At 70.3% G+C, this 18,685-nt stretch carries 22 protein-coding genes; 1 reads left to right on the plus strand and 21 read right to left on the minus strand.

Annotated features, from left to right (window positions below; all coding sequences use genetic code 11):
* Positions 1–6 precede the first annotated feature (6 nt).
* Entirely contained in the window at positions 7–525 is a 519-nt protein-coding gene (locus tag STRAU_RS29975) for a GNAT family N-acetyltransferase (protein WP_203227481.1), read from the plus strand.
* Here STRAU_RS29975 and STRAU_RS29980 read toward each other — a convergent pair.
* From STRAU_RS29980 to STRAU_RS30075, 21 genes are all read right to left on the minus strand, one after another.
* Positions 441–1,955 carry a pentapeptide repeat-containing protein gene (locus STRAU_RS29980; RefSeq protein ID WP_310592285.1) on the minus strand — a complete coding sequence of 505 codons (1,515 nt, stop codon included), beginning with the start codon at positions 1,953–1,955 and terminating at the stop codon, positions 441–443. The genes STRAU_RS29975 and STRAU_RS29980 overlap by 85 nt on opposite strands.
* 398 nt (positions 1,956–2,353) lie before the next feature.
* A complete protein-coding gene (locus STRAU_RS44520; RefSeq protein ID WP_016644172.1) occupies positions 2,354–3,031 on the minus strand; it encodes a collagen-like domain-containing protein in 678 nt (225 codons plus the stop codon).
* Positions 3,028–3,360 carry a hypothetical protein gene (locus STRAU_RS29990; RefSeq protein ID WP_016644173.1) on the minus strand — a complete coding sequence of 111 codons (333 nt, stop codon included), beginning with the start codon at positions 3,358–3,360 and terminating at the stop codon, positions 3,028–3,030. The genes STRAU_RS44520 and STRAU_RS29990 overlap by 4 nt, the downstream gene beginning before the upstream one ends.
* A 36-nt stretch (positions 3,361–3,396) precedes the next feature.
* On the minus strand, positions 3,397–3,678 hold the full coding sequence (locus STRAU_RS29995; protein ID WP_016644174.1) for a hypothetical protein: 282 nt from the start codon (positions 3,676–3,678) through the stop codon (positions 3,397–3,399).
* Between the two features lie 21 nt (positions 3,679–3,699).
* Positions 3,700–4,458 carry a CHAP domain-containing protein gene (locus tag STRAU_RS30000; protein ID WP_016644175.1) on the minus strand — a complete coding sequence of 253 codons (759 nt, stop codon included), beginning with the start codon at positions 4,456–4,458 and terminating at the stop codon, positions 3,700–3,702.
* On the minus strand, positions 4,455–4,634 hold the full coding sequence (locus tag STRAU_RS30005; RefSeq protein ID WP_016644176.1) for a hypothetical protein: 180 nt from the start codon (positions 4,632–4,634) through the stop codon (positions 4,455–4,457). Before STRAU_RS30005 ends, STRAU_RS30000 begins: the two co-directional genes overlap by 4 nt.
* 74 nt (positions 4,635–4,708) lie before the next feature.
* Positions 4,709–6,271, minus strand: a complete 1,563-nt coding sequence (locus tag STRAU_RS30010; protein ID WP_259300017.1) for a C40 family peptidase — start codon at positions 6,269–6,271, stop codon at positions 4,709–4,711.
* Entirely contained in the window at positions 6,271–6,876 is a 606-nt protein-coding gene (locus STRAU_RS44060; RefSeq protein ID WP_016644178.1) for a hypothetical protein, read from the minus strand. The genes STRAU_RS30010 and STRAU_RS44060 overlap by 1 nt, the downstream gene beginning before the upstream one ends.
* Position 6,877: 1 nt before the next feature.
* Entirely contained in the window at positions 6,878–7,819 is a 942-nt protein-coding gene (locus tag STRAU_RS30015) for a hypothetical protein (protein ID WP_016644179.1), read from the minus strand.
* A gap of 14 nt (positions 7,820–7,833) precedes the next feature.
* A complete protein-coding gene (locus STRAU_RS30020) occupies positions 7,834–8,994 on the minus strand; it encodes a siphovirus ReqiPepy6 Gp37-like family protein (RefSeq protein WP_016644180.1) in 1,161 nt (386 codons plus the stop codon).
* Between the two features lie 23 nt (positions 8,995–9,017).
* Complete coding sequence (locus tag STRAU_RS44065) at positions 9,018–9,497, minus strand: phage tail family protein (protein ID WP_259300018.1); 480 nt, start codon at positions 9,495–9,497, stop codon at positions 9,018–9,020.
* Entirely contained in the window at positions 9,433–14,265 is a 4,833-nt protein-coding gene (locus STRAU_RS40780) for a phage tail tape measure protein (RefSeq protein WP_016644182.1), read from the minus strand. The genes STRAU_RS44065 and STRAU_RS40780 overlap by 65 nt, the downstream gene beginning before the upstream one ends.
* A 3-nt stretch (positions 14,266–14,268) precedes the next feature.
* Positions 14,269–14,676 carry a hypothetical protein gene (locus STRAU_RS30035; RefSeq protein ID WP_016644183.1) on the minus strand — a complete coding sequence of 136 codons (408 nt, stop codon included), beginning with the start codon at positions 14,674–14,676 and terminating at the stop codon, positions 14,269–14,271.
* A gap of 41 nt (positions 14,677–14,717) precedes the next feature.
* Positions 14,718–15,041, minus strand: a complete 324-nt coding sequence (locus STRAU_RS30040) for a hypothetical protein (RefSeq protein WP_016644184.1) — start codon at positions 15,039–15,041, stop codon at positions 14,718–14,720.
* 97 nt (positions 15,042–15,138) lie between these two features.
* Positions 15,139–15,789: a phage tail tube protein gene (locus STRAU_RS30045; RefSeq protein ID WP_016644185.1), complete on the minus strand. Its 651-nt coding sequence runs from the start codon at positions 15,787–15,789 to the stop codon at positions 15,139–15,141.
* A gap of 79 nt (positions 15,790–15,868) precedes the next feature.
* Positions 15,869–16,270 (minus strand): hypothetical protein, encoded by a 402-nt coding sequence (locus tag STRAU_RS30050; RefSeq protein ID WP_037662859.1) that lies wholly within the window; start codon positions 16,268–16,270, stop codon positions 15,869–15,871.
* Positions 16,270–16,539: a hypothetical protein gene (locus tag STRAU_RS30055; RefSeq protein ID WP_259300019.1), complete on the minus strand. Its 270-nt coding sequence runs from the start codon at positions 16,537–16,539 to the stop codon at positions 16,270–16,272. Before STRAU_RS30055 ends, STRAU_RS30050 begins: the two co-directional genes overlap by 1 nt.
* A gap of 3 nt (positions 16,540–16,542) precedes the next feature.
* Positions 16,543–16,902: a hypothetical protein gene (locus STRAU_RS30060; RefSeq protein ID WP_259300020.1), complete on the minus strand. Its 360-nt coding sequence runs from the start codon at positions 16,900–16,902 to the stop codon at positions 16,543–16,545.
* Positions 16,893–17,309, minus strand: a complete 417-nt coding sequence (locus STRAU_RS30065; protein WP_016644188.1) for a hypothetical protein — start codon at positions 17,307–17,309, stop codon at positions 16,893–16,895. The genes STRAU_RS30060 and STRAU_RS30065 overlap by 10 nt, the downstream gene beginning before the upstream one ends.
* A 5-nt stretch (positions 17,310–17,314) precedes the next feature.
* Positions 17,315–17,635 (minus strand): hypothetical protein, encoded by a 321-nt coding sequence (locus tag STRAU_RS30070; protein ID WP_016644190.1) that lies wholly within the window; start codon positions 17,633–17,635, stop codon positions 17,315–17,317.
* Positions 17,632–18,678, minus strand: coding sequence for a major capsid protein (locus STRAU_RS30075; RefSeq protein ID WP_016644191.1), 1,047 nt, complete (start codon positions 18,676–18,678; stop codon positions 17,632–17,634). The genes STRAU_RS30070 and STRAU_RS30075 overlap by 4 nt, the downstream gene beginning before the upstream one ends.
* Between the last annotated feature and the right edge of the window lie 7 nt (positions 18,679–18,685).

Below are 18,685 nucleotides of genomic sequence, written 5' to 3' on the forward strand. Positions count from 1 at the left end.
TACGTCATGCGTCCCGCCACAGCCGCCGACTCCTCAGCCGTCGAGGCCATGATCTTGGCCCGTTCCTCGTGGCTTGAGCACCGCGGTATGCCCAGTTGGCGAGCAAGTGCCCAAGACCTAGCCGGGCAGGCGGAGAACACTGACGGCTCGATGTGGCTCCTCGTCGAGGACAGCCCGGAACGGATCGTGGGCTGCACCACCATCCAGCAGCAGACACCCCCCTGGGGATGGACCGAGCAAGAACTCGCCGAGCCAGCCGACTACCTGTACTCAACCGTCACCGACCCCGCCGACCGTGAACATCGGCCGGGCACGATCATCGCTCTGTGGGCCGTGGACCGAGCAGCGCGTGAGGGCAAGCACTGGGTGCGGCGCGGGTGTATGTTCCCGGGCCTCGTCCGCTACTACGAGACTCAGGGGTTCAAGCTCTTCCACGAGGTTCAGCGCACGAGGAACCGCGTGTACCTCATGGGGCGTCGCGCAGAACCCATCGAGGAGCTTCCCCGACTCTTCAATGTCGGCTGAGGAGTTGGCGAAGTGCTCGGAGCATGACCTCGAGCGGCCCGAGGCATCTGGGGCGCACACCTCTGAGAACCTGTCTTGGAACCCCTGCATGTTTCTTGAGCGACCAGCTCTGTCAGCCGGAATGGGGGAGCCAAGAAGAGGGCAGAACTACCGTCGCAGGGACAGGACTGCCGACGGCATCGAGGAGCCCTCTGGGAACCGGACCTGCCGCGCGGTCGAAGTCCACGTCGCCGCCGGAGAATTCCGCGCTGCCGAAGTCCACGTCGCCGCCGGAGAACAGCACGCTGCCAAAGGCGGTCGAAGGTCACGCTGCCGCCGGAGAATGCCGCGCTGCCGAAGTCCACGCTGCCGCCGGAGAACACCGCGCGGTCGAAGGTCACGCTGCCGCCGGAGAACACCGCGCCGCCGATGTACACGTTGCCGCCGGAGAATTCGGCGCCGAAGAAGGACACGCGTCCGCCGGAGAACTCCGCCCCGATGAAGGACATGGTGTCGCGGGAGAACTCCGCTCCGATGAAGGACACGCTTCCGCCGGAGAACTTCGCGTTCCCGAAGTACACGTCGCTGCCGGAGAACTCCGCCCCGTTGAAGTACACGGACCCGCCGGCGAACTCCGCCCCGTTGAAGGTCACGCTTCCGCCGGCGAACTCCGCCCCGTTGAAGGACACGCTTCCGCCGGAGAACTTCGCGTCCCCGAAGTACACGTTGCCGCCGGAGAACACCGCCCTAGCGAACGTCACGCCGCTGGAGAACACCGCCCTGGCGAAGTTCATGTCGCTGTCGATGGTGACGCCGGTGAGGTCGAGGTCGCAGCCTTGCCAGGAGCGGTGGGAGCCTCGGGGCCGTCGGTAATGGTCGCCAATGAGGCGCAGGATCGTGTGCCGGACCTTGCGTAGAGCCAGATAGCGGTGGTGCTCCTCTTGATGGTCGGGGCCGTCGCCGGGGTCGGGGGTGTAGGGGAGCTGGAGGTAGGCGCACAGGACGTCGATACAGGTCTGGCGCTGGCTGTCGTCGGGGGCGTCGTCAGCGAGGCCGGCCAGAGCGTGGACGCCGCCGAGTCGGACGGCCGGGGAGTCGGAGCCGAGTTTGTCGACGGCCTGGGAGAAGCGCTCGGTGTGGAGCCGGGTGGCTTCGCGGTGGGCGCCTGCCTCGTCGACGCGCTGGCGGCGGTAGGCGACGACCAGGGCGACGAGCGCGCCGGATCCGGCGACGACTCCGAAGGAGAGTTTCACCAGGTCGAAGAGCGTCTTCGCGTCGAGCTTCGCAGTGTGGTCGATCTCCTGGACGTCCAGCAGGACCACCAGTCCGTAGAAGACGCCCCCCGCGACCATGACTGCGGTTATGAAGGCGACCGTGAGAGCCCGGCCGACCTTCCACAGCCGCAACTCTCGATCATCCGGGCTCGAACGCGGCCTCTGGTTGGCTGTCATGAGGAGGGAGACAACGCGTGCAGACCTACGGTTGCAGGGTGCTGTCGGGCCGGGGTCAAGCGCAGCAGGTCGACCCACACGGGGCGAGGCTTCTATCCGCTGGGAACCCGATTCGGGACGTTTGAGTCGGAGGCATCGAGACGGGTTCTGACAGTCCGCACCGCCCGTCGAAGGGACGGTCTAGGCCCTGCGCGCGCTCCGGTGTTACCAGGGGACAAGGCGCGTGGCGTTCGTTCGCGTGCTCATGCGACGACTGTGGTCGCGTTCCGTCTCTCTTATGGATCTTGGTGGATGGGGCGGCCCTTGTGGATATCTCCGTCACCTGAAGGAGTGCATCACGGCCCATACGCACGAGAGCGCCCCTGTCCGGCCGTGAGGCCGGACAGGGGCGCATATCGTCAGTCCTTGCGTCGTTCCATTGGCAGTCCGAAGGCGGCCGGGCTCGGTGACGGTGGGTCGGGGGCCGGTGCTCCGTTCCTTCGGCACACGAGCGCGTCGGGGTCCCAGGATGGCGCCTGAAGCGTGTACCCGTCGGGGCACGTCTGGCCTGAAGCGCCGTCCTTCCCGTCGACGCCGGCGCGCCCGTCGGACCCGTCCTTCCCGTCTGTGCCGGGTGGCCCGGCGGGGCCCGGCGGCCCGGTCACGGACGAGCCGGGCTCGCCCTGGTCACCTTTGACGCCGCTCGGGCCCGGCTTCGGCGTAGGGCCCGACTTTCCCGGGCTGCCCTGGTCGCCCTTCTCTCCGTGCGCCCCGCGGGCCCGGTCGGGCCCCGCGGTCGGCACGGGCACCTCGGCCCGGTCCGGGAGATCCTCGACGGCACGCTCGGGGTCCGGCGCCGCCGGGGTGCCGCCCTTCGCCTTGATCTGCTCGCGCAGCACGCGCACGTCGCCGGCGAGCACCGCGACGGCGTCCCCGCGCAGGTTCGCCTCGTCGGCGAGCGCGTCGGCCCGGCGTGCCTCGGCGTCGATGCGCAACCACACCAGGATGACGGCGCCCGACAGCACGAGGAGAACGGCGGCGACGGCGAGGGGGCGCCACCGCTGCGCGAGGATCGGCTGAGCGTGACGGCGCTTCACGTCGGCTGCCCCCCGAGCTCGTCGATCCGGTCGCGCAGCCGGGCGTTCTCCGCGGTGAGCGCCGCGATCTGCCCCTGCAGTCCTGCCTTGTCGGCCCGTTCACTGGCGAGCTCGGCGTACGCCGCGGCGAGCTTCACCTCGTTCTCGGCGAGCTGCCGCGCGAGCTTGTCGCGCTCTTCCTGCAGGTTGTCGACGAGCGTCGAGTACCCGCCGAGGATGGCGCCGGACTGCGAAGCCCGGTTCGCGCCGCGCTGTCCGACCAGGGCGGCGGCGGCCGCGGCGAGCCCGACGACGATGGTTCCAACGGCGCCGAGCGTCGCAGCGTCCACGCTGTCCCTCCGCGGTGTGGGTGAGCAAGGGGGCGCCTACGGGGTGAGCGGGTCCTCGGGGTATCCGGCGGCCGGTCCGAGACCGACGGTGCGCGGCGGGGTCGCCGGGTCGAGTGCCTTCGGCAGCGTCGAGCCGGTACCGAGCACGCCGAGGCGGCCGGCGACCCACGACTTCGCGGACGCCAGGACGAGCGCGATCGGCGCCGCCCACCACATGGACACGCCGGCGAGGTCAGTTATCAGGACGCCGAGCGCGCCCTGTGCGCCGGTCCACAGCGCCCGCTCGGCGATGTCGAACCGCAGCTTGCTTCCGAACATGGGGTGATCTCCCTAGGGGTGTCAGATGACGTTGAAGCCATGGCGGGCGCCGAGTTTGGCGAGCGAGGACTTCCCGGGCACGCCGTCGGCGTCCTTGCCCGTGTAGGACCCGCCGGCCTTCGAGCGCTGCCACTTCGCGTACGCCTTGATCGACTCGGTGCCGAACGACCCATCGACCCACCGGGCGGCGAGCAGCCCCTCGGCGACGAGGGCGCGCTCGACGACCAGGACGGCCGCCTTGTGGGTGGTGGCGCCCTGCGGGGCGGCCGGGTCACGGCGCGCGGCCGCGGCCACGTCGGCGACCTTCACCTTCCGGCCAGTGGCGGCCGCCTTGTACTTGGGCCGTCCGTATCCGGTGATCGTCGAAGCGGTGCGCACACGGCGCGCGCACACGTCGGCGGTGTTGCCCTCGATCGTGTAGACGTATCGGCCGCTGACGCCCGTGACGATGCCGACGTGATCGATACGGGCGATGTCGTTGGTGCCGCCCCAGTCGAAGAACACGATGTCGCCGCGCCGGATACCGGCGACGTCGCTGTGCCACTGTCCGGCTGCCTTGAAGCGGGCGGCGTGCGCGACGGTGTACGCGTAGTCGGTTCCCAGGCACACGGTGTCGTGCTCGTCGGCGAGCACGGACCAGTACGTCACCGCAGCGTTGCACCACGCGAAGTTGCCCGCGTAGGCGCCGCCGTTGCGCTTGCGGTACCACCGTTGTATCGCGTTTGGCTCGCCGAGCCCGAGCGACTTCTCGGCGGCCGCGATCATCCGCTCGACGCTCATGCGAGGTCACCGCCCGCTACGGCCACGTACGTGCCGGTCATGTCGGCAGCGCCGAACTCCGTTTCGAGCAGGTCGGTCTCGTCGGCGACGGTCGGGCCGTTGTCGGTCTCGACGAGCTGCTCGGCCTGTTCGTCCTGGTCGAGGTCGGCCTCGACCGGCCGGTCGGTGTCGCTCATGGGTGAGCCCCTTTCTTGGGAATGACGAACGCCCCGGCCGGATGGCACGGGGCGTGAAGTGAGGAACGGTCTTGTCAGAACCTGCGGATCTTCCGAAGGCGCTTGGCGTAGGTGCCGGTTCCGTTGAGAGTTGAGGGGCCGCCGAGGTCGCTGAACGTCGGGCCGGACACGACCTTGCGGGAACTGATGAACCGGTGGTTGCCGGACGGGTCCTGTCCGAGATAGATGCCGTTGTGGTCGATCTGCCCCTCGACGGGCTCGCTTTGGTCCGCGTCGAACAGCACGACGTCGCCGGGGTGCATCCCGGCGAGCGGCGGCGGTACTCCCGTGGAGTCCTGAATCAGGACGCCCGGCCCCGATGGGCCGATGTCGCGGGTGCGGCGCGGCAGGTTGATGCCGTCAAAGTTCTGGTCGAACACCATGGGTATGCCGAGGTGCCGGCCGTAGACGGTGCGGACGAAGCCCGAGCAGTCGAGGCAGCCGCTGACCGTGATCTCTCCGTGCGGGAAACCGCGGGTTTCGCCGTTGGGGTAGGTCCAGGGAACGCCGATGTAATCGTTCCAGTCGGAGAATTCAGACCGGGTGCCATCGGGTTTGAGAGGTCCGTACTGCGCCTCGCCGAACACCTTCCTGCCGTCCAGCGCAGGTGACGTGACGGCGGGGGCCCCTGTGACGTACATCATCGCGTAGGCGAGCACGTCGGGTGTGCTGTCGGCGGACCAGGCGCGTACCCGGTTGGCGAGGCCGGTCGTCCACGTGCCGTTGAACGGGGCGTTGAGGACGCGCACCCACGTGTCGTGCGTGACGGTTGGCGGGTTCGCCCACACCGCGGAGTCGACGGCGACCTCGTCCACGAGCGTGTTGAACGGCATCGCGGTCGAACCGGTCGACGCGAAGCTGCGGAGACCGACGCGGCCGGTCGGCAGCGCCGTGTCGGTCGCGGAGTGCAGCCACACGGACGGTTCGGCGGTGCCGTCGAGCCACGCTCGGCAGCGGACCGTTGACCCGGTGCGCTGGACACGGATGTGCCACCACTGCCCGGCTGTGAAACCGCTGCCCACGGTGGCAGCCGAGCCGAGCGTTGTCGTCGTCCCTCCCACGGTCTTCTCCAACGCCAACTGAACCGTGCCGGTGGTGTTGATGAGCAGCCGCGCCCGGTAGTGGTTCGAGCTGTCCACGTACCCGAACGTCATGGCGATGGAGGTCGTCGCCCCGGTCGCGGTCTTGCTGGCGGTGACCTTGCAGCTCGCCGAGACATCGGCGATATCACCGTCGTTGACCGACGCGTAGCGGCCCGTGTTGGCGGTGTCGTTGACGATGACGCCCTGCGAGCCGTCGACGCTGAACAGTGCGTCGCTACCGGCGAGGTTCAGCCATGTGCCACCGCCGGGCGACTGTCCCCATCCGCTGCTGACGGTCCGGGCGAAGCTGTCCACGAACGGCCGCTTCCGCTCCGTGAACGTCCGCCGCTGCCCTCGAACCGTGACTGTCTTCGCGCCTGCGGTGAACGTCGCCAAGAGGCCGGAACCGTCGGAAACCTGCAGCATCTGCGGCGGGCCCGCCACCGGCTCCGCGGACAGCGCCCCGACCGGACGCGGATAGGCGTTCTGGTCATCGAGGACCATGAGCGGACTCATCACACCCCCTGCACATCGATCTGCACGGTCACCGCGGTCACCTCGCCGCTCACGGCGCGCACGGCCACGGCGAGGGAGTCCCCGGCCGCCATGGCTTCGCCCTGCACGGCCGGACCGGTCAGCCACGTGTCGGCCGTGGACAGCGACAGATCCGTCGCCAGTAGATCCGCGCCGTTCTTCTGCGCGTTGACCGTCGCCCCGGTGCCGCCCTGCCGGTATCCGTGCACGGCGGACACGACGCACGCCCGCGGTGCCCGCCACACGACGTAGGCGGCGGGCCCGGTCGGCGCGGCGAAGACGAGCCCCTTGGATGTGCCGGCGCCCCCGGTGCCGCGCGCGGTGATCCATACCCGAGTGGTGCCGCCGGCGTCCGCCCACATGCCGGTGACGCCCTCCGGCCCCTGAAACTCGGGGATCGCCCCGGACGCGTCCGTCACTACCTGGGACGTGGCCGCGCCGGTCTCGGCCAGGAGATCGGTGTACCAGGTGCCGCCCGTGGGAGAGTCCCAGAACGTCACCGCCACGCCAGGCGCCACACCCCAAATGCCGTCTTGCGGCTGCACCACGAAGTCGGCGACGCTCGCGCCGAATTGGTACCGCGCCATGTCAGTCCACCACCCAACTCACGTCACCGGGCAGTACGTCGTCGGCGTTGGTTATGTCCGGTTTCTGTGTCAGCCACGCTTGCCCCGGTCGCGTGGAGTGGTTGGCGGGATAGATCGTGATGCGGCTGATCTTCGCGCCGGTGATGTAGCCGATCGAGTAGACGTTGCGGTTGGGGTGGCGGTATGCCGCCGGGACGAGCACGGGCAGGCGGGAGTCGGCGGGCCCGGACAGGTTGCCGCCGGTGCGGGAGAACTGCCCGAGGCGCAGGTTCACGGTTCCGTTCCGCTCTTCCAGGATGGGGGCGACGACGACCGACCATGACGGGACGTTGGCGTCTGCCTCGATCGCGCCGCTGTCCGAGAACACCGTGCGCCACGCGGCGCCGGTGTACACGCGCAGCCGGTCGGTGTCGACCTCGTACCGCACCTCGCCGCGCTGCGGGTTCGGGTCGTACCACTTCGAGTCGACCGGCCGGATCCGCGTACCGACGTAGCGCTCGTTGCGGGCCACGGTGACCGAGTTCGCTCCGTTCGGCACGGTGACCGTGGCGAGCAGCACCTCGTACACGCCGACATCGCCGGTCTGCTGTGTCAGCATCGGCGGGCCCGAGCCGGGCACCCCCTGCTTGACGATGGCGCGGACCGTCCACGTAGCCCGGTCAAGGCGCAGCACGATGCGGTCGGTTCGGGTCTGCCCGGACAGATTCGGGCTGATCGGCAGGTTCACGGTCGTGGTGCCCGAGGTCCACGCGTGCCCGCGCACACTGCCGTAGACGGCCGCGCGCACATTGACCGACAAGCCGGTGCCTGCCGTCACGACCGCCGGGTCGGCCGGTGTGCCGTATACGCCGTCACCGCTGAACGCCGCGGCGATCTTCTCGTACTCGGTGTCAGTGACCGCGCGGGCATTGTGTGCCGGTGACGGCCACGAGTCCTGAGCCACGGGCACCTCCTTCGCTATCGGGTTTCGAGTCGGCCGAGGCGGCGGGCGAGCGTGCGCAGGGTCTTGACCGTGGCGGGGTCGGTGGTTGCCTCCGGTGACCCGACCAGGGTCGTGACGACCTCGCCCGCGTCCGGGGTGGCCTGCAGGTGGATGGAGCGGACGAGGTCGGCGACCTCGACGCCGAACGGAAGCGCCACGGTGACCCGGTCGCCGAGGTCGAATTCGCGGCCGGCCTTGAGATCGGGGGTGTCCACGGTGACCGTCGCGAGTTCGACGGGGGCGGCGCCGCCTGCGATCTCCCCGTTCCCGGCCTGCGTGAGCTCGCCGTCGGTGTCGGTCTGCGCCGAGCCGTCGACGTACCGCTCGACCCGCCACCACGAGGCGGCGGCCGCGGGGTCGGCGACCTGCACGTAGGTGCGTCCCGTGGTGCCGATGTCCGGCTCGGTTCCGGCGATCAGCGCGTGCGTGACGGTCGGCGCGCTGCGCTTGAACTGGATGGACCGCAGGTTGCCGATCCCGATGCTGAACCGGGCGGTCGCCGTGAGGTCGCGGGGCGCGTAGCAGCCGAACAGGATCTGTCCGGCCGCCTGCCCCGTGCGAAACCCGATCTTCCCGCCGTCCAGCGCGATGCGCCTGCAGACGTCGAGCAGCGGCTCGAACCGCGTCTTCAGCGTCGTCGAAGTGCCCACGCCCGCCGCGGTGTCGAGCGTCAGGCGCGGGATGCGCCGCTCGGGGCGCGCGCCGGCCCCGCAGTTCTCGCCGACCAGGGTCCGAATGACCGTTTCCGCGTTGGTGGCGGCGAGCTGCCGGTAGGTGTTGGCGGGCTGTGCCGTCCACGCGTCGGCCGGTGTCGGCCACGTGATGTACCCGGCCACCGTGGCGAGGTCGTCCGTGAAGGTGACCGTCACCCTGCCCCAACCGGGGTCCTCGGTGACCGACCACGAGAAATCGGTCGGGATCTCCAGCGGACCAGCCATCCACACCGCCCCGTCGCGGATGATGACCAGCCGGGCGCCGGGCTGCAGTTGGGCCATGACGTCCGGCCGGGCGGGAAGCTCGACGCTGCCCGAGCCCGGCTCGTTGAACCGCCGCGTGCAGTCGAGGCTCGTCCAGCCGTCGAGCGGGTCACCCTGCACGGCGAGGTTCTTGTCGGTGATGAGTAGCTGTACGGCCACCGGCCCGCACCCCTCCCTCGCGATCAGGCGGTCTCGTACCGGGGGCTGAAAGCCAGGTCAACCGCGCTGCCGGGGCCGGACCCGTCGAGCTGGAACGTCACCGGGTTGTCCCCGGGTGACAGCCCCCACAGCACCGCGCCGGGCCAGTTGAGCCCCGCGGTCCAGCTGCCGCCGTCCTGGTAGCGCACGGCGGGCGGATCGGTAGCGATCGTGACCCGCTCGCCGGCGAGTAGGTTGCCGTGCCCGGTCGCCGCCGGGTTGAGCGAGAACGACTCGCCCGTTCCGTCGTGCGTGAACGTGATCAGCGACGCCGGGCCCGTGACCGTCCACTTCGGCCACACGACCACATCCCCCGGGTTCCGGAGCGTGGTCGCCCCGAGCACCTGCGACGACGAGACGCTCGGGTAGGGCACAAGGAAGTCGACGAGCGCGCCGGTCTCACGGTGCACGGACACCTCGACCGGGTCGATCCAATAGGGGTCCTCGCACCACAGGGTGATCACGGCGGAGTCCGAGACGATCCCGGACCCCTTCGATCCGCGCCCCTCGAACCCCTCTTGATAGTGCACGGCGATCCGCCTGCGAGTGCCGTCCGGCCGCGCGATCTCCAGCCATCCGGGCCCCTCGCGCAGCGTGCGCGTGAACGCCGATGCGAGCGCCCGCCACCGGCCGACGAACTCGACGTGATCCCCGCCGTACACGTACAGCGGCCACACGATCGCCCGCGGCTGCGGCTGCGCGTACCGCAGCCGGGCGCCGCCGCGCGGGTGCGCGTCCGTCGTGAGCGTGTATGGCGCCGCGCCGAGCCCCGAGACGCCGTCGGCGAGCGTGAACCACCCGGCCGCCTCGTCCATCAACGGCCACACGGTCCAGGAAGGATCGGTGTACGAGGCGACGGCGAGCCCGACCTCGGGCAGCGGAACCGGTGTGCCGCCCGGATCGGGCGGGTCGACAGCCGGTGCGGTGATCAGGGGCATCTAACGGGGCCTCCCCACCCGAGCGAGGGCGTCCTGCCCCCCCCCGAGCGAGGGCGTCCTGCCGCCGCTGCAGCAGCTCCAGGTCGCGCACGCTCATGTCGAGCGTGCGCGGATACACGTTGTACGTGGTGCCGCCCGGCTGCCCGCCGGCCTGCGCGGCGGCGCGCACCGCCTCAGCCGTCGGCACGACGGGCGGGATCGCCGCGCGGCCAAGCCGCTTCGCGCCCGCCCGCACCGCGGCGAGCGACTTGTCGGTGCCGACGACGACGCCCGCGCCGACCATCTCGCCGACCTCCTCGGTCTCACGGCTCGGGGACCGGATCTTGAGCCGCTTGCGGATCGAGTCGACGAGGGCGTCGCCGAGCTTGTCCATCTGCTTCTGCAGGGCCTTTTCCTGCGCGCGCAGACCAGCGAGGAAACCGTCGCCCGCACGCTTGCCGCTGTCGTACATCGCGTCGGCCATCGTGTTTCCGTACGACGTCGACAGCTTCGCGCCGCTCTTGGCAAGAGAGTTGATCTTCTTGATGTCGCCCGCGGACGCCCCGGAGATGAGCTGTGCGAGCCCGCTGTCGGGCCCGGCGGCGACCATCTGCTGAATGACGGACTGGTCGACCCCCTTCTTCTGCGCCGTCTTGATCAGCCCTTGGAACTTCGAGAGCGATGACTGCCGCGTCTTCATGCCCGAGATCAGATCGCCGACCGTGGCGATCTTCCCGCCGTTGATGTTCGTCAGCCCGAGGTAATCCTTCGCGCTCTGCCGCTGGTCGACCGCCGCCTGCCGCGCGGTCGCGAGCGTTGAGGCGACGGTCTCGCGCCTTCGCGCGAGCCCCTGCAGCTTGGCCGACGTCCGGCCGACCTTGTCGGCGAGCCCGCGGCCCGCCTTGCCGGTCTTCCGCAGGTCGTCGGCGAGGCTCTTCGCCGCCCGCGCGATATCGCTCGCCGATCCGGTCAGGCTCTTCGTGAAGCCTTTGAGGTCGCCGGGCAGTTCCCGGCGTGCCTTGATCTCGGTGGGCGAACGGTAGGTGCCCGTCAGCCTCGTGCCCTTCGCGAACCCGCGTACGGCGCCGAGCCCGGCCGCCATGCCGAGCGAGGTGCGGTGATCGTAAACGGTCTCGCCGCCCTTGAACCGGACGAGTTCAGGACCGGCCTCGCCCACCCACGCGAGTTCGCCCGGCCGAGGCGACCCGCCGCGCGCGTACCCGCCGGGGCGGTTGTACGCCGAGGCGAGCGAGCCGTACCTCGACAACGCGTACCGCATCGACGCGTAGATATTGGCGAGCGGGTCCCAGATGCCGCGGCCGCGGAGCTTACCCGCGTACGCGGCGAACGTCGGGCCGATGACCTGCATCAAGCCCTTCGACGGCGTGCCGTTCTTGGCGTTGATGTCCGAATTGTTGATCGCGCGCGGATTGCCGGCCGACTCCTGGTTCATCCGGCGCAGCGTGATCCCGAGCAGACTCGCCGGCTGCCCGACGAGCTTGAGCGCCTGCAGTACCACCGACGACCAGCGCTTGACGCCCGAGCCGCCGATGTCACCCCCGCCGCCAGAGCCGAACAGACTCTTCGCCTTACTGACGACCTTGTCTTTGAGACCGCCGATCATCTTGACCGGCAGCTTCCCGATCGCCTGCGCCCACCTCGACTGACCGACCTTCGCGATCTTGTCGCGGACCGGCTTGATCGCCTTGTCCCACATCTTCCCGGGATCGGTGAGCAGATCGAGACCGTCCATCACGGCCCCGCCGATCTTCTTCGCCTTGCCGACTCCCCAGTCGACGGCGTCGCCGCCCCACCCCTTGATGGTGCCGAGCACACCGCCGTCGGCCATGAGCTGAGTCCCGGCCGCCTCCCACAGCGACCGGGCCCGCCCGCGGTACCGCGGGTCAGTCGGGATGACGAATTCCGGGTACTGGCGCCGTCCTTCGCCGACGATCGCGGTCGGTTTGCTGACCTTCATCGGCGCGGCCGGCCCCCACGGGCCGACGGCCCCGCCCGCGGCGAGCAGCTTCGGGGCCTTCGGGAGCTTGCCGAGCCCGACGAATCCCGCGACCTTGTCCCACACGGCCTTGATGCCGTGCGTATAGACCATGTCGATCACGAAATTCACGGGCCGTTTGGCGACGTCGTCGACCTCGCCCCACTGCTTGGCGATGCCGTCCTTCGCCGTCTTGAACGCCCCGGCGAACAGGCCGACGCCCCTCTTACCCGCGTCGAACGCAGGCTTCAGCCCCTTGGTCCACAAGAAGGACGCGGCCGAACCGATCCCGTCGAACGCCGGCTTGATCGCCGAGCGGTACAGCGCCGTCCCGGCCGCGCCCATGGTGCGAAACGCCGTCTTGACCCCGGCGGCGACCGGCTTGACGGACGAGCCGAGCAGCCACGACAGCACGGACCCGATCCCGCGGGCCGCCGGCGCGATCGCCGACCGGTACAGCCACGACCCGGCCGCGCCCATCGCGCGGAACGCGGCGACCGACCCGGCGGCCGCAGGACGCAGCGCGGTGTTGTAGAGCCACCTGCCGAGCGCTCCGATCGCGCGGAACGCCGGGCCGATCGCGGTGTTCCACAGCCACCCGATCACCAGGCCGAACGTGCGGAAAGCGATCACGAGCGGCGCGACCACGACGACCGCGAGGATCGTGAACAGCACCTTGCCCGCCGTGCCGATCGCGCTGAACGTCGGCGACAAGACGCTCTGCCACAGCCACACGGCCGCCGCGCCCACGGCCCGAAAGCCGGTCTGGACGATGTTGCGGAACGTTTCGCTGCGGGTGTAGGCGACGATGAGCAGCGCCGCGAGCGCCGCGACACCTGTGATGATCAACCCGACCGGGTTCGCGGACATGACCGCGTTGAGCGCCGCCTGAGCGATTGTGTAACCGCGGGTGACGGCCGCTGTCGTGAGGATGACGGCCCGGTAGGCGGAGAACGCGACAGTCGTCGCGGCCGTCGCGATCGCCGAGGCACCCATGGTGACGGCGAGCCCGCCCACGGCCACCACGAGCGGCAGCAGCCATACCCCGTAATCACGCACCCACCGGCCGCCGGCCGCGAGAGCGCCGCCCGTGGCCGTGACCGCGGGCACGAGGACGTCGACCAGGGCGCCGCCCACCGCACGCGACGGCGGCAGCACGTACCGGTTGAGCCCCGTACCGAAAGCCACCAACGCGGGCAACGCGTACTTGTCCGCGACCGTGGCGAGCCCCTGCAGTACCTGCCGCTTGAAGACTTCGAGCGGCTGCGTCGCGTTGTTGTGCAGGGTCTTGCCCATGCGGCCGGCCGCGCCGTCCACCTTGCCGAGCGCCGCCTCGGCCCGGCTCGGGTCGAGCGAGTACAAGCTCTGCTGCAGATCTTCGGCCTGTGTACCGAAGAGCTTGACCGCGACCTGCGAGCGCTTCGCCGGGTCCTTGATGTCACGCAGCCGGTCGAGGACCGTATCGAGCGCCTTCGCCGCCCCGGGCCCGCCTTTGGCGAAGGTCTGCGCCATCTGATCGGCCGACAGGCCGATCGCGTCGAACCCCTGCTTCGTGGTGTCCGAGCCGTCCTTCGCCCGGATCGCGAACTCTTTGAGCGCGTCCGCGACGATGTCCGAGTCGCGGGCGCCCGCCTTGAGTCCCTGCGTGAGCAGCCCGACCGCCTGCGACCCGGTCAGTCCAAGATCGCGGAACTGTGTCGAGTACTCATTGAGGGTGTCGAGCATGTCGCCGGCCTTGTCCGCGCCGGTCTGGAACCCCCGGGTAATCAGGTCGAACGCGCCGCGCGCGTCCTTGACCATGCCGGTCTTGATGAGCTGCCCGGCCGCCCGCGCCGAGTCCGACACGTCGACCTCGAACGTCTCGGCGAGGGCGAGCGCGGACTTCGACAGCCCGGCGAGATCCTTCTTCGGCGCGTTGACCGCAGCGACGCCGTTCTGCGCGAGCGCCTTCAACGACTGGTTGACCTGGTCGACGCTCTCGCCGTAGCCGCTCGCGTAGACCTTGCCCGCGACCGCTCCGATCCGCGCCGACTCCTTCTCGGACAGGCCGAGTTGGGCCGCCAGCTTGGCGTTGCTCTTGTCCTGCTCGACCGCCTCGACGAACCCCGCAGCGAACAGCGCGCCCGCCCCCGCGGCGAAACCGGCAACGCCGGTCTTGACGACATCGCCGATCCCGCCGAGGAACCCCTTCCCCGACTCGCGGCCGGCCGCGAGACCGGCGCCGGCCAACTCGCCCGCGAGCTGCCGCTCAAACCGGCGCCCGAACCCCCGCGCCTCGGGAACGACGCTGACGTACCCGACGCCGATCTCGACCGGCATGAGTCAACCCCCTGTGGCTCGGGCGACGATGTGCTCGTACGCGGCTCGCGCCTTCGCGCGCTTGGCCTCTTCGTCCGCCGAGGTGTCCTCGGGCAGCGCGTCGCCCGGCCGCCACGACGGCTCGGGCCACCGCAGCGCAGCGGCCTTCGGATCGCGGTTGGCGTTGATGAACGCCGTCAGCAGCAGCTCAACCAGGTCGCGGGTGTCCGCGGCCGCGTAGTCGAGGTGTGTCCAGTGGTGCCCGGCCTCGGCGCGGGCCGTCGCCGAGTCGGGAGGCAGCGCCTCGACCAGGACGCGCAGCTTGCGCAGCGTGATCTCGCCACGCCAGTAGGCGGCGAGAGGGTCGCCGCCGAAGTACCGGATCAGGTCCGCCTCGACGCTCTCGGGATGATCGCCGAGGACGTCGAGCACGGTGTACGTGTAGGTGTCGACGGCGTCCTTGCCGCCGTCGCCTACCCCCTCGTAGGGCGGTGCCGCTGCACCGTGTCCTGCGCCTCGGCGCGCACCGCGACGTACAGCAGCATCACGCTGTTGTCGTCGCCGCCCGCCTTCCCGAACGCCTCGTACTGATCGCCGAGCAGTACGCGCGCCTTGCCGTGATCGCCCTCGGCGTCGTCGAGCGCGCGCTGCTCCTCGTCACTGGCGAACATCGGGTGCGGGAAGCTGAACACCTTCCCGTCGCCGACCTCGAACTCGACCGCCTCGCCGCCGACCGCCTCGGCGTACGACGAGCGGACCGCTTCGAGCTTGTAGCGCTTGCGGTTGGGCTTCGACATGGCTGTACCTCTCCCTTGGGTGAGCTGCGGGTGAGCACGTCAAGGGCGGGAAACGGCGGGGCTCACCCAGAACCGCCGTCCCCCGCCCGACCAGGGGTTACGGAGTGGTGTCGAAGGCACGCCACCCGGGCCCGTCGACCCATGTGCGGCACGATGTGCCGACAGCGGTGTCGCGGTAGGCGGTAAACGTGACCGGCCGGTTCGTCGACTCGCTGCGCGCCCACTGCTCGTCGTCCTTGCCCGTGAGCCGGGCCCGCGGGAAGAACTTCACGACGTACAGCTCTTGGCCGGAGTCGTTGAAGTCCACGCCGATGAACAGCAGCCTGCGATAAGGGTTCTTCGGGGTGACGGGGCGGTCCCACGACCACGCGGCGCCGAGCTCGGGCAGCGCCCCAGCACCCGACAGCGGCAGCCCCTCGTACAGGGAAACGGTCGCCGCGTTCGTCTCCTGGGGGGTGTACTCGGCGGTGAGCACGTCCGACTCGACATCCGAGCGGGTCGGCTCGACGGACTGCGACGAGGTGACGTCGGACATCGACAGGTCGGACGCGAACGTGATCCCGTCGTCGGTGGTGTAGCCGACCGGCACGTACCCCGCGGGCACGGCGGCGAGCTCACCGGTCGCAGGGGTGAACGGCGCAGTGATCGCGGAGACACCCGTGTCAGCGGCGAAGATCGCCTGTGAAAGCTGCTTACGGATGAGTTCGGTCTTCAGCCCCGGGCCGGCAATAGCGTCGTAGGTGGGCATGGGTGTGTACCTCCGTGCAGGAAGAAACCCCCGGCCGCAGAGCGGGCGGGGGTGAGCTGTCAGGGCGGGTGAGCCGTGATCAGGGGGCGAGCGGCCTGCCCCGCAGCGACACCTCGACGGCGAACGTCGCGCGCTCGCTGCCCGAGGCGGGATCGGGCGAGTTGGTCGGACCGCCGACGTCGACGACGTCGTACGCGACAGCACCCCGCCACCCCGGAATCGCATGGACGAGCGCGCGGGCGAGCTCTGCGAGGTCGGCCGCCTCGTCCTGCGACGGCGCCCACACCTCGAACGACAGCCGCGGCCGGTCCGTGATCCGGTCAAGACGCGTGCCGCCGAGCCGCTCGACCCTGATGAGCCGATCCGGCCGCGGGTTCGGCACGCGGGTGCGCACCGGCACGGACACGCCGCGCACGTCGAGCGCCGCCTGCAGGTACGCCCGCACAACCGTCGGTGCGTCGGGGAACGCGAACGCGCCCATCACTCGACCGATCGAGCGGCGTCGAGGGCGCGCAGCAGCGCCCGCCGGGACACCTCAAGGACGCGGGTCGAGTAGTCGCCGATGACAGCGCCGCGCACCCGCCGCTCGCCAGTCTCGACGTCGACACGAAAGTGCCCGTCAGCCTCGGACACCTCGGCGGCCGTCTCGGCGACGGCCCGGGTCTTGCGCTCGATCAGTGCCCGCGTCTCGGGTGAGCGCAGGAACGACGCGACCGCGCGCCGGTTGATCGAGACACGCATGCGCGCCATGGCTCACCCCTCCACTGACCGAAGCCTGATCTCGTAGTGGTGCAGCCGGTCGGGCGCGTACGTCGGGCCGGCCGGGCCGATCACCTCGAAGTGCAGCGCACCCCAGTGGACGCGGGCCGAGCCGTACACGGTGAGCGGCGCACCGGCGGCCGTCTGCGGGTTGCACATCATCAGCCACTCGCCGATCTGCGCGTTCCGCTGGTCGGTGTCCTCCGCGCCCGTGTTCTGCTGCAGCCACGCCCACACCGGGGCGCGCGTCGAGGCCGACCAGTCGTCGACTTCGTTCTCGTTCCGGTCCAGCCGCTTGCCCGGGTGCTCGACGTCGACGAGGTGCGGCAGCATCTCGTCGGGGATCACAGCCATCGCCGCCCGAGGCACGTCGGGTCGCGAGTCCACCCCGGTAGCCCCTGGTCGACGAGCACGACCGAGTACGCGTCGTCGGCGTCCGGGTCGCTCGCGTCTTCCGACTGCAGCATGGCGACTTCGTCCTCGGTGAGGTACAGACCACCGTCTTCGCCGAGCGTCTCGGAGTACTGCCCGATGGTGCGCTGCCGGTACCCGCCCGGGTTGGCCGTGACACGGCGCACGACCGCGACGCAGATCGCGCGCAACGTGTCCACGTCGGGCGCGTGGCCGGTTGGGATGTGGCGCCGCATGAGCGCCGACGCATCGTCGAGGTACACCTCGACCTGCCGGCGCTTCGGGCTGCCCGCGGGGAGAGCGACGGCGGCGCGCGCCTCGTAGTCCTCGACCGTCGCGAACGCCGCCATCGCCCCTACTCCTTCGGCTGCTCGGGCTCGACGACGCCGGCCGACTCAGCGGCCGCGATGATGTCCTCGCGGCTCGCGTCGGCGGCGACCTCGACGTCGTGCTGTTCGGCGAACGCCCGCCACGCCTCGATGCCCGAGCCGCGGCCAGAGCGCGGCGGCGGCTCGGCGCCGCCGTCGGCCTCGGGATCGCCCGGCGGCCCCCCGGCGTCCTCGCCAGACGTCCACGCGTGCGCACCGATACGCCTCGCAACGGCCGCGGGCACCTCGTCGTCGGGCCCGTACGCGATGCCGTCGACGTGCACGTGCGCGATCAGGCGCCGACTCATGCGATCACCTGCGCCTTGAACGTGAGGTTCGGCTCGCGCAGGATCGGCATACCGACCGCCGCGGCGTGCGTCCACAGCCGCACCGGGTCCTTCGTCTTGAACGTCGCCGCCACGATGCCGGGCTGCTCGGACGCGACGAGGGAGTACTCGGCTTCGAGCGACTCGGCCGTCGTGCCGAGCAGCGTCGCGCCGAGTTCGGTCGGCTGTGCCGCGCTTGTGGCGCCCGGCTCGGGCAGCAGCGCGAGCGCGTTCGCCGGCGTGATCCGCGTCGAGGCGCCATCGACCTTGACCGTCGCGTCGTACAGCTCGATCGGCGGCAGCCCCATGGATTCGAGAACGGTGTTCACCTGGTCGCGGTTGACCATGGGCGCCGAGCCTGCGGGCGCGAGCGGGAACACCTGCCGAATCACCTGCTCGCACTGCCGCAGGTGCTGCAGCACCGCCTTCGGCATGAGGATCACGGCCGGCGCAGTGCCGTTGGTGTCGCTGTAGGTCTGCACCCACGACTCAAGGTCGTCGATCGGGGTCGCGTTCGCGTGATCCGACCACAGCACCGCGGCGACGACCGAGTGCCCGGCCGCGCGGCCGAAGTCGACGGTCTGCTGCAGTTCGGTGATCGGCGCCTGCGCGTTGACGAGTGCCTGCCCGCGCACGACCTCGAAGCGCGCGCCGATGTTGCGGGCGAGACGCTGCGCGTCGCGGGCGATGAACGGCAGCGCGTCGTCACGCTGCAGCTTCCGCAGGCGCAGCCGGTCGTACTCGTTGAGCAGTATCTTCTCGGAGATCGGGGGCAGCTCGCCCATGACCTTGCCGATCCCCTCACGGCGGCCGATCTTCGACTCGGCGTCCCACGACCGGTAGCTCGCGGTCTCGGCGAGCCCGCCGCCGCCCTTGGTGAACTCGTATGCGAGATCGTCGATCTCGACGTTCGGCAGCCACCGCGACAGGGTGAAGCGGTTCACCTGCAGGTCGGCGAGCGCGGCCCGAATGAGACCGGTGAGCTCGGTCGGCTCAATGAACTCGGTGTCGAGAGTCCAACTCATGATGATC

The organism is Streptomyces aurantiacus JA 4570 (assembly GCF_000414115.1).
Lineage (GTDB): Bacteria > Actinomycetota > Actinomycetes > Streptomycetales > Streptomycetaceae > Streptomyces > Streptomyces aurantiacus_A.

What these genes read in the sequence shown, in the direction of transcription:
- STRAU_RS29975 (WP_203227481.1), top strand. Translation starts at nt 7, where the DNA reads ATGCGTCCCGCCACAGCCGCCGACTCCTCAGCCGTCGAGGCCATGATC.
- STRAU_RS29980 (WP_310592285.1), bottom strand. Translation starts at nt 1,955, where the DNA reads ATGACAGCCAACCAGAGGCCGCGTTCGAGCCCGGATGATCGAGAGTTG.
- STRAU_RS29995 (WP_016644174.1), bottom strand. Translation starts at nt 3,678, where the DNA reads ATGTTCGGAAGCAAGCTGCGGTTCGACATCGCCGAGCGGGCGCTGTGG.
- STRAU_RS30000 (WP_016644175.1), bottom strand. Translation starts at nt 4,458, where the DNA reads ATGAGCGTCGAGCGGATGATCGCGGCCGCCGAGAAGTCGCTCGGGCTC.
- STRAU_RS30005 (WP_016644176.1), bottom strand. Translation starts at nt 4,634, where the DNA reads ATGAGCGACACCGACCGGCCGGTCGAGGCCGACCTCGACCAGGACGAA.
- STRAU_RS30010 (WP_259300017.1), bottom strand. Translation starts at nt 6,271, where the DNA reads ATGAGTCCGCTCATGGTCCTCGATGACCAGAACGCCTATCCGCGTCCG.
- STRAU_RS44060 (WP_016644178.1), bottom strand. Translation starts at nt 6,876, where the DNA reads ATGGCGCGGTACCAATTCGGCGCGAGCGTCGCCGACTTCGTGGTGCAG.
- STRAU_RS40780 (WP_016644182.1), bottom strand. Translation starts at nt 14,265, where the DNA reads ATGCCGGTCGAGATCGGCGTCGGGTACGTCAGCGTCGTTCCCGAGGCG.
- STRAU_RS30040 (WP_016644184.1), bottom strand. Translation starts at nt 15,041, where the DNA reads ATGTCGAAGCCCAACCGCAAGCGCTACAAGCTCGAAGCGGTCCGCTCG.
- STRAU_RS30045 (WP_016644185.1), bottom strand. Translation starts at nt 15,789, where the DNA reads ATGCCCACCTACGACGCTATTGCCGGCCCGGGGCTGAAGACCGAACTC.
- STRAU_RS30050 (WP_037662859.1), bottom strand. Translation starts at nt 16,270, where the DNA reads ATGGGCGCGTTCGCGTTCCCCGACGCACCGACGGTTGTGCGGGCGTAC.
- STRAU_RS30055 (WP_259300019.1), bottom strand. Translation starts at nt 16,539, where the DNA reads ATGGCGCGCATGCGTGTCTCGATCAACCGGCGCGCGGTCGCGTCGTTC.
- STRAU_RS30060 (WP_259300020.1), bottom strand. Translation starts at nt 16,902, where the DNA reads ATGGCTGTGATCCCCGACGAGATGCTGCCGCACCTCGTCGACGTCGAG.
- STRAU_RS30065 (WP_016644188.1), bottom strand. Translation starts at nt 17,309, where the DNA reads ATGGCGGCGTTCGCGACGGTCGAGGACTACGAGGCGCGCGCCGCCGTC.
- STRAU_RS30070 (WP_016644190.1), bottom strand. Translation starts at nt 17,635, where the DNA reads ATGAGTCGGCGCCTGATCGCGCACGTGCACGTCGACGGCATCGCGTAC.
- STRAU_RS30075 (WP_016644191.1), bottom strand. Translation starts at nt 18,678, where the DNA reads ATGAGTTGGACTCTCGACACCGAGTTCATTGAGCCGACCGAGCTCACC.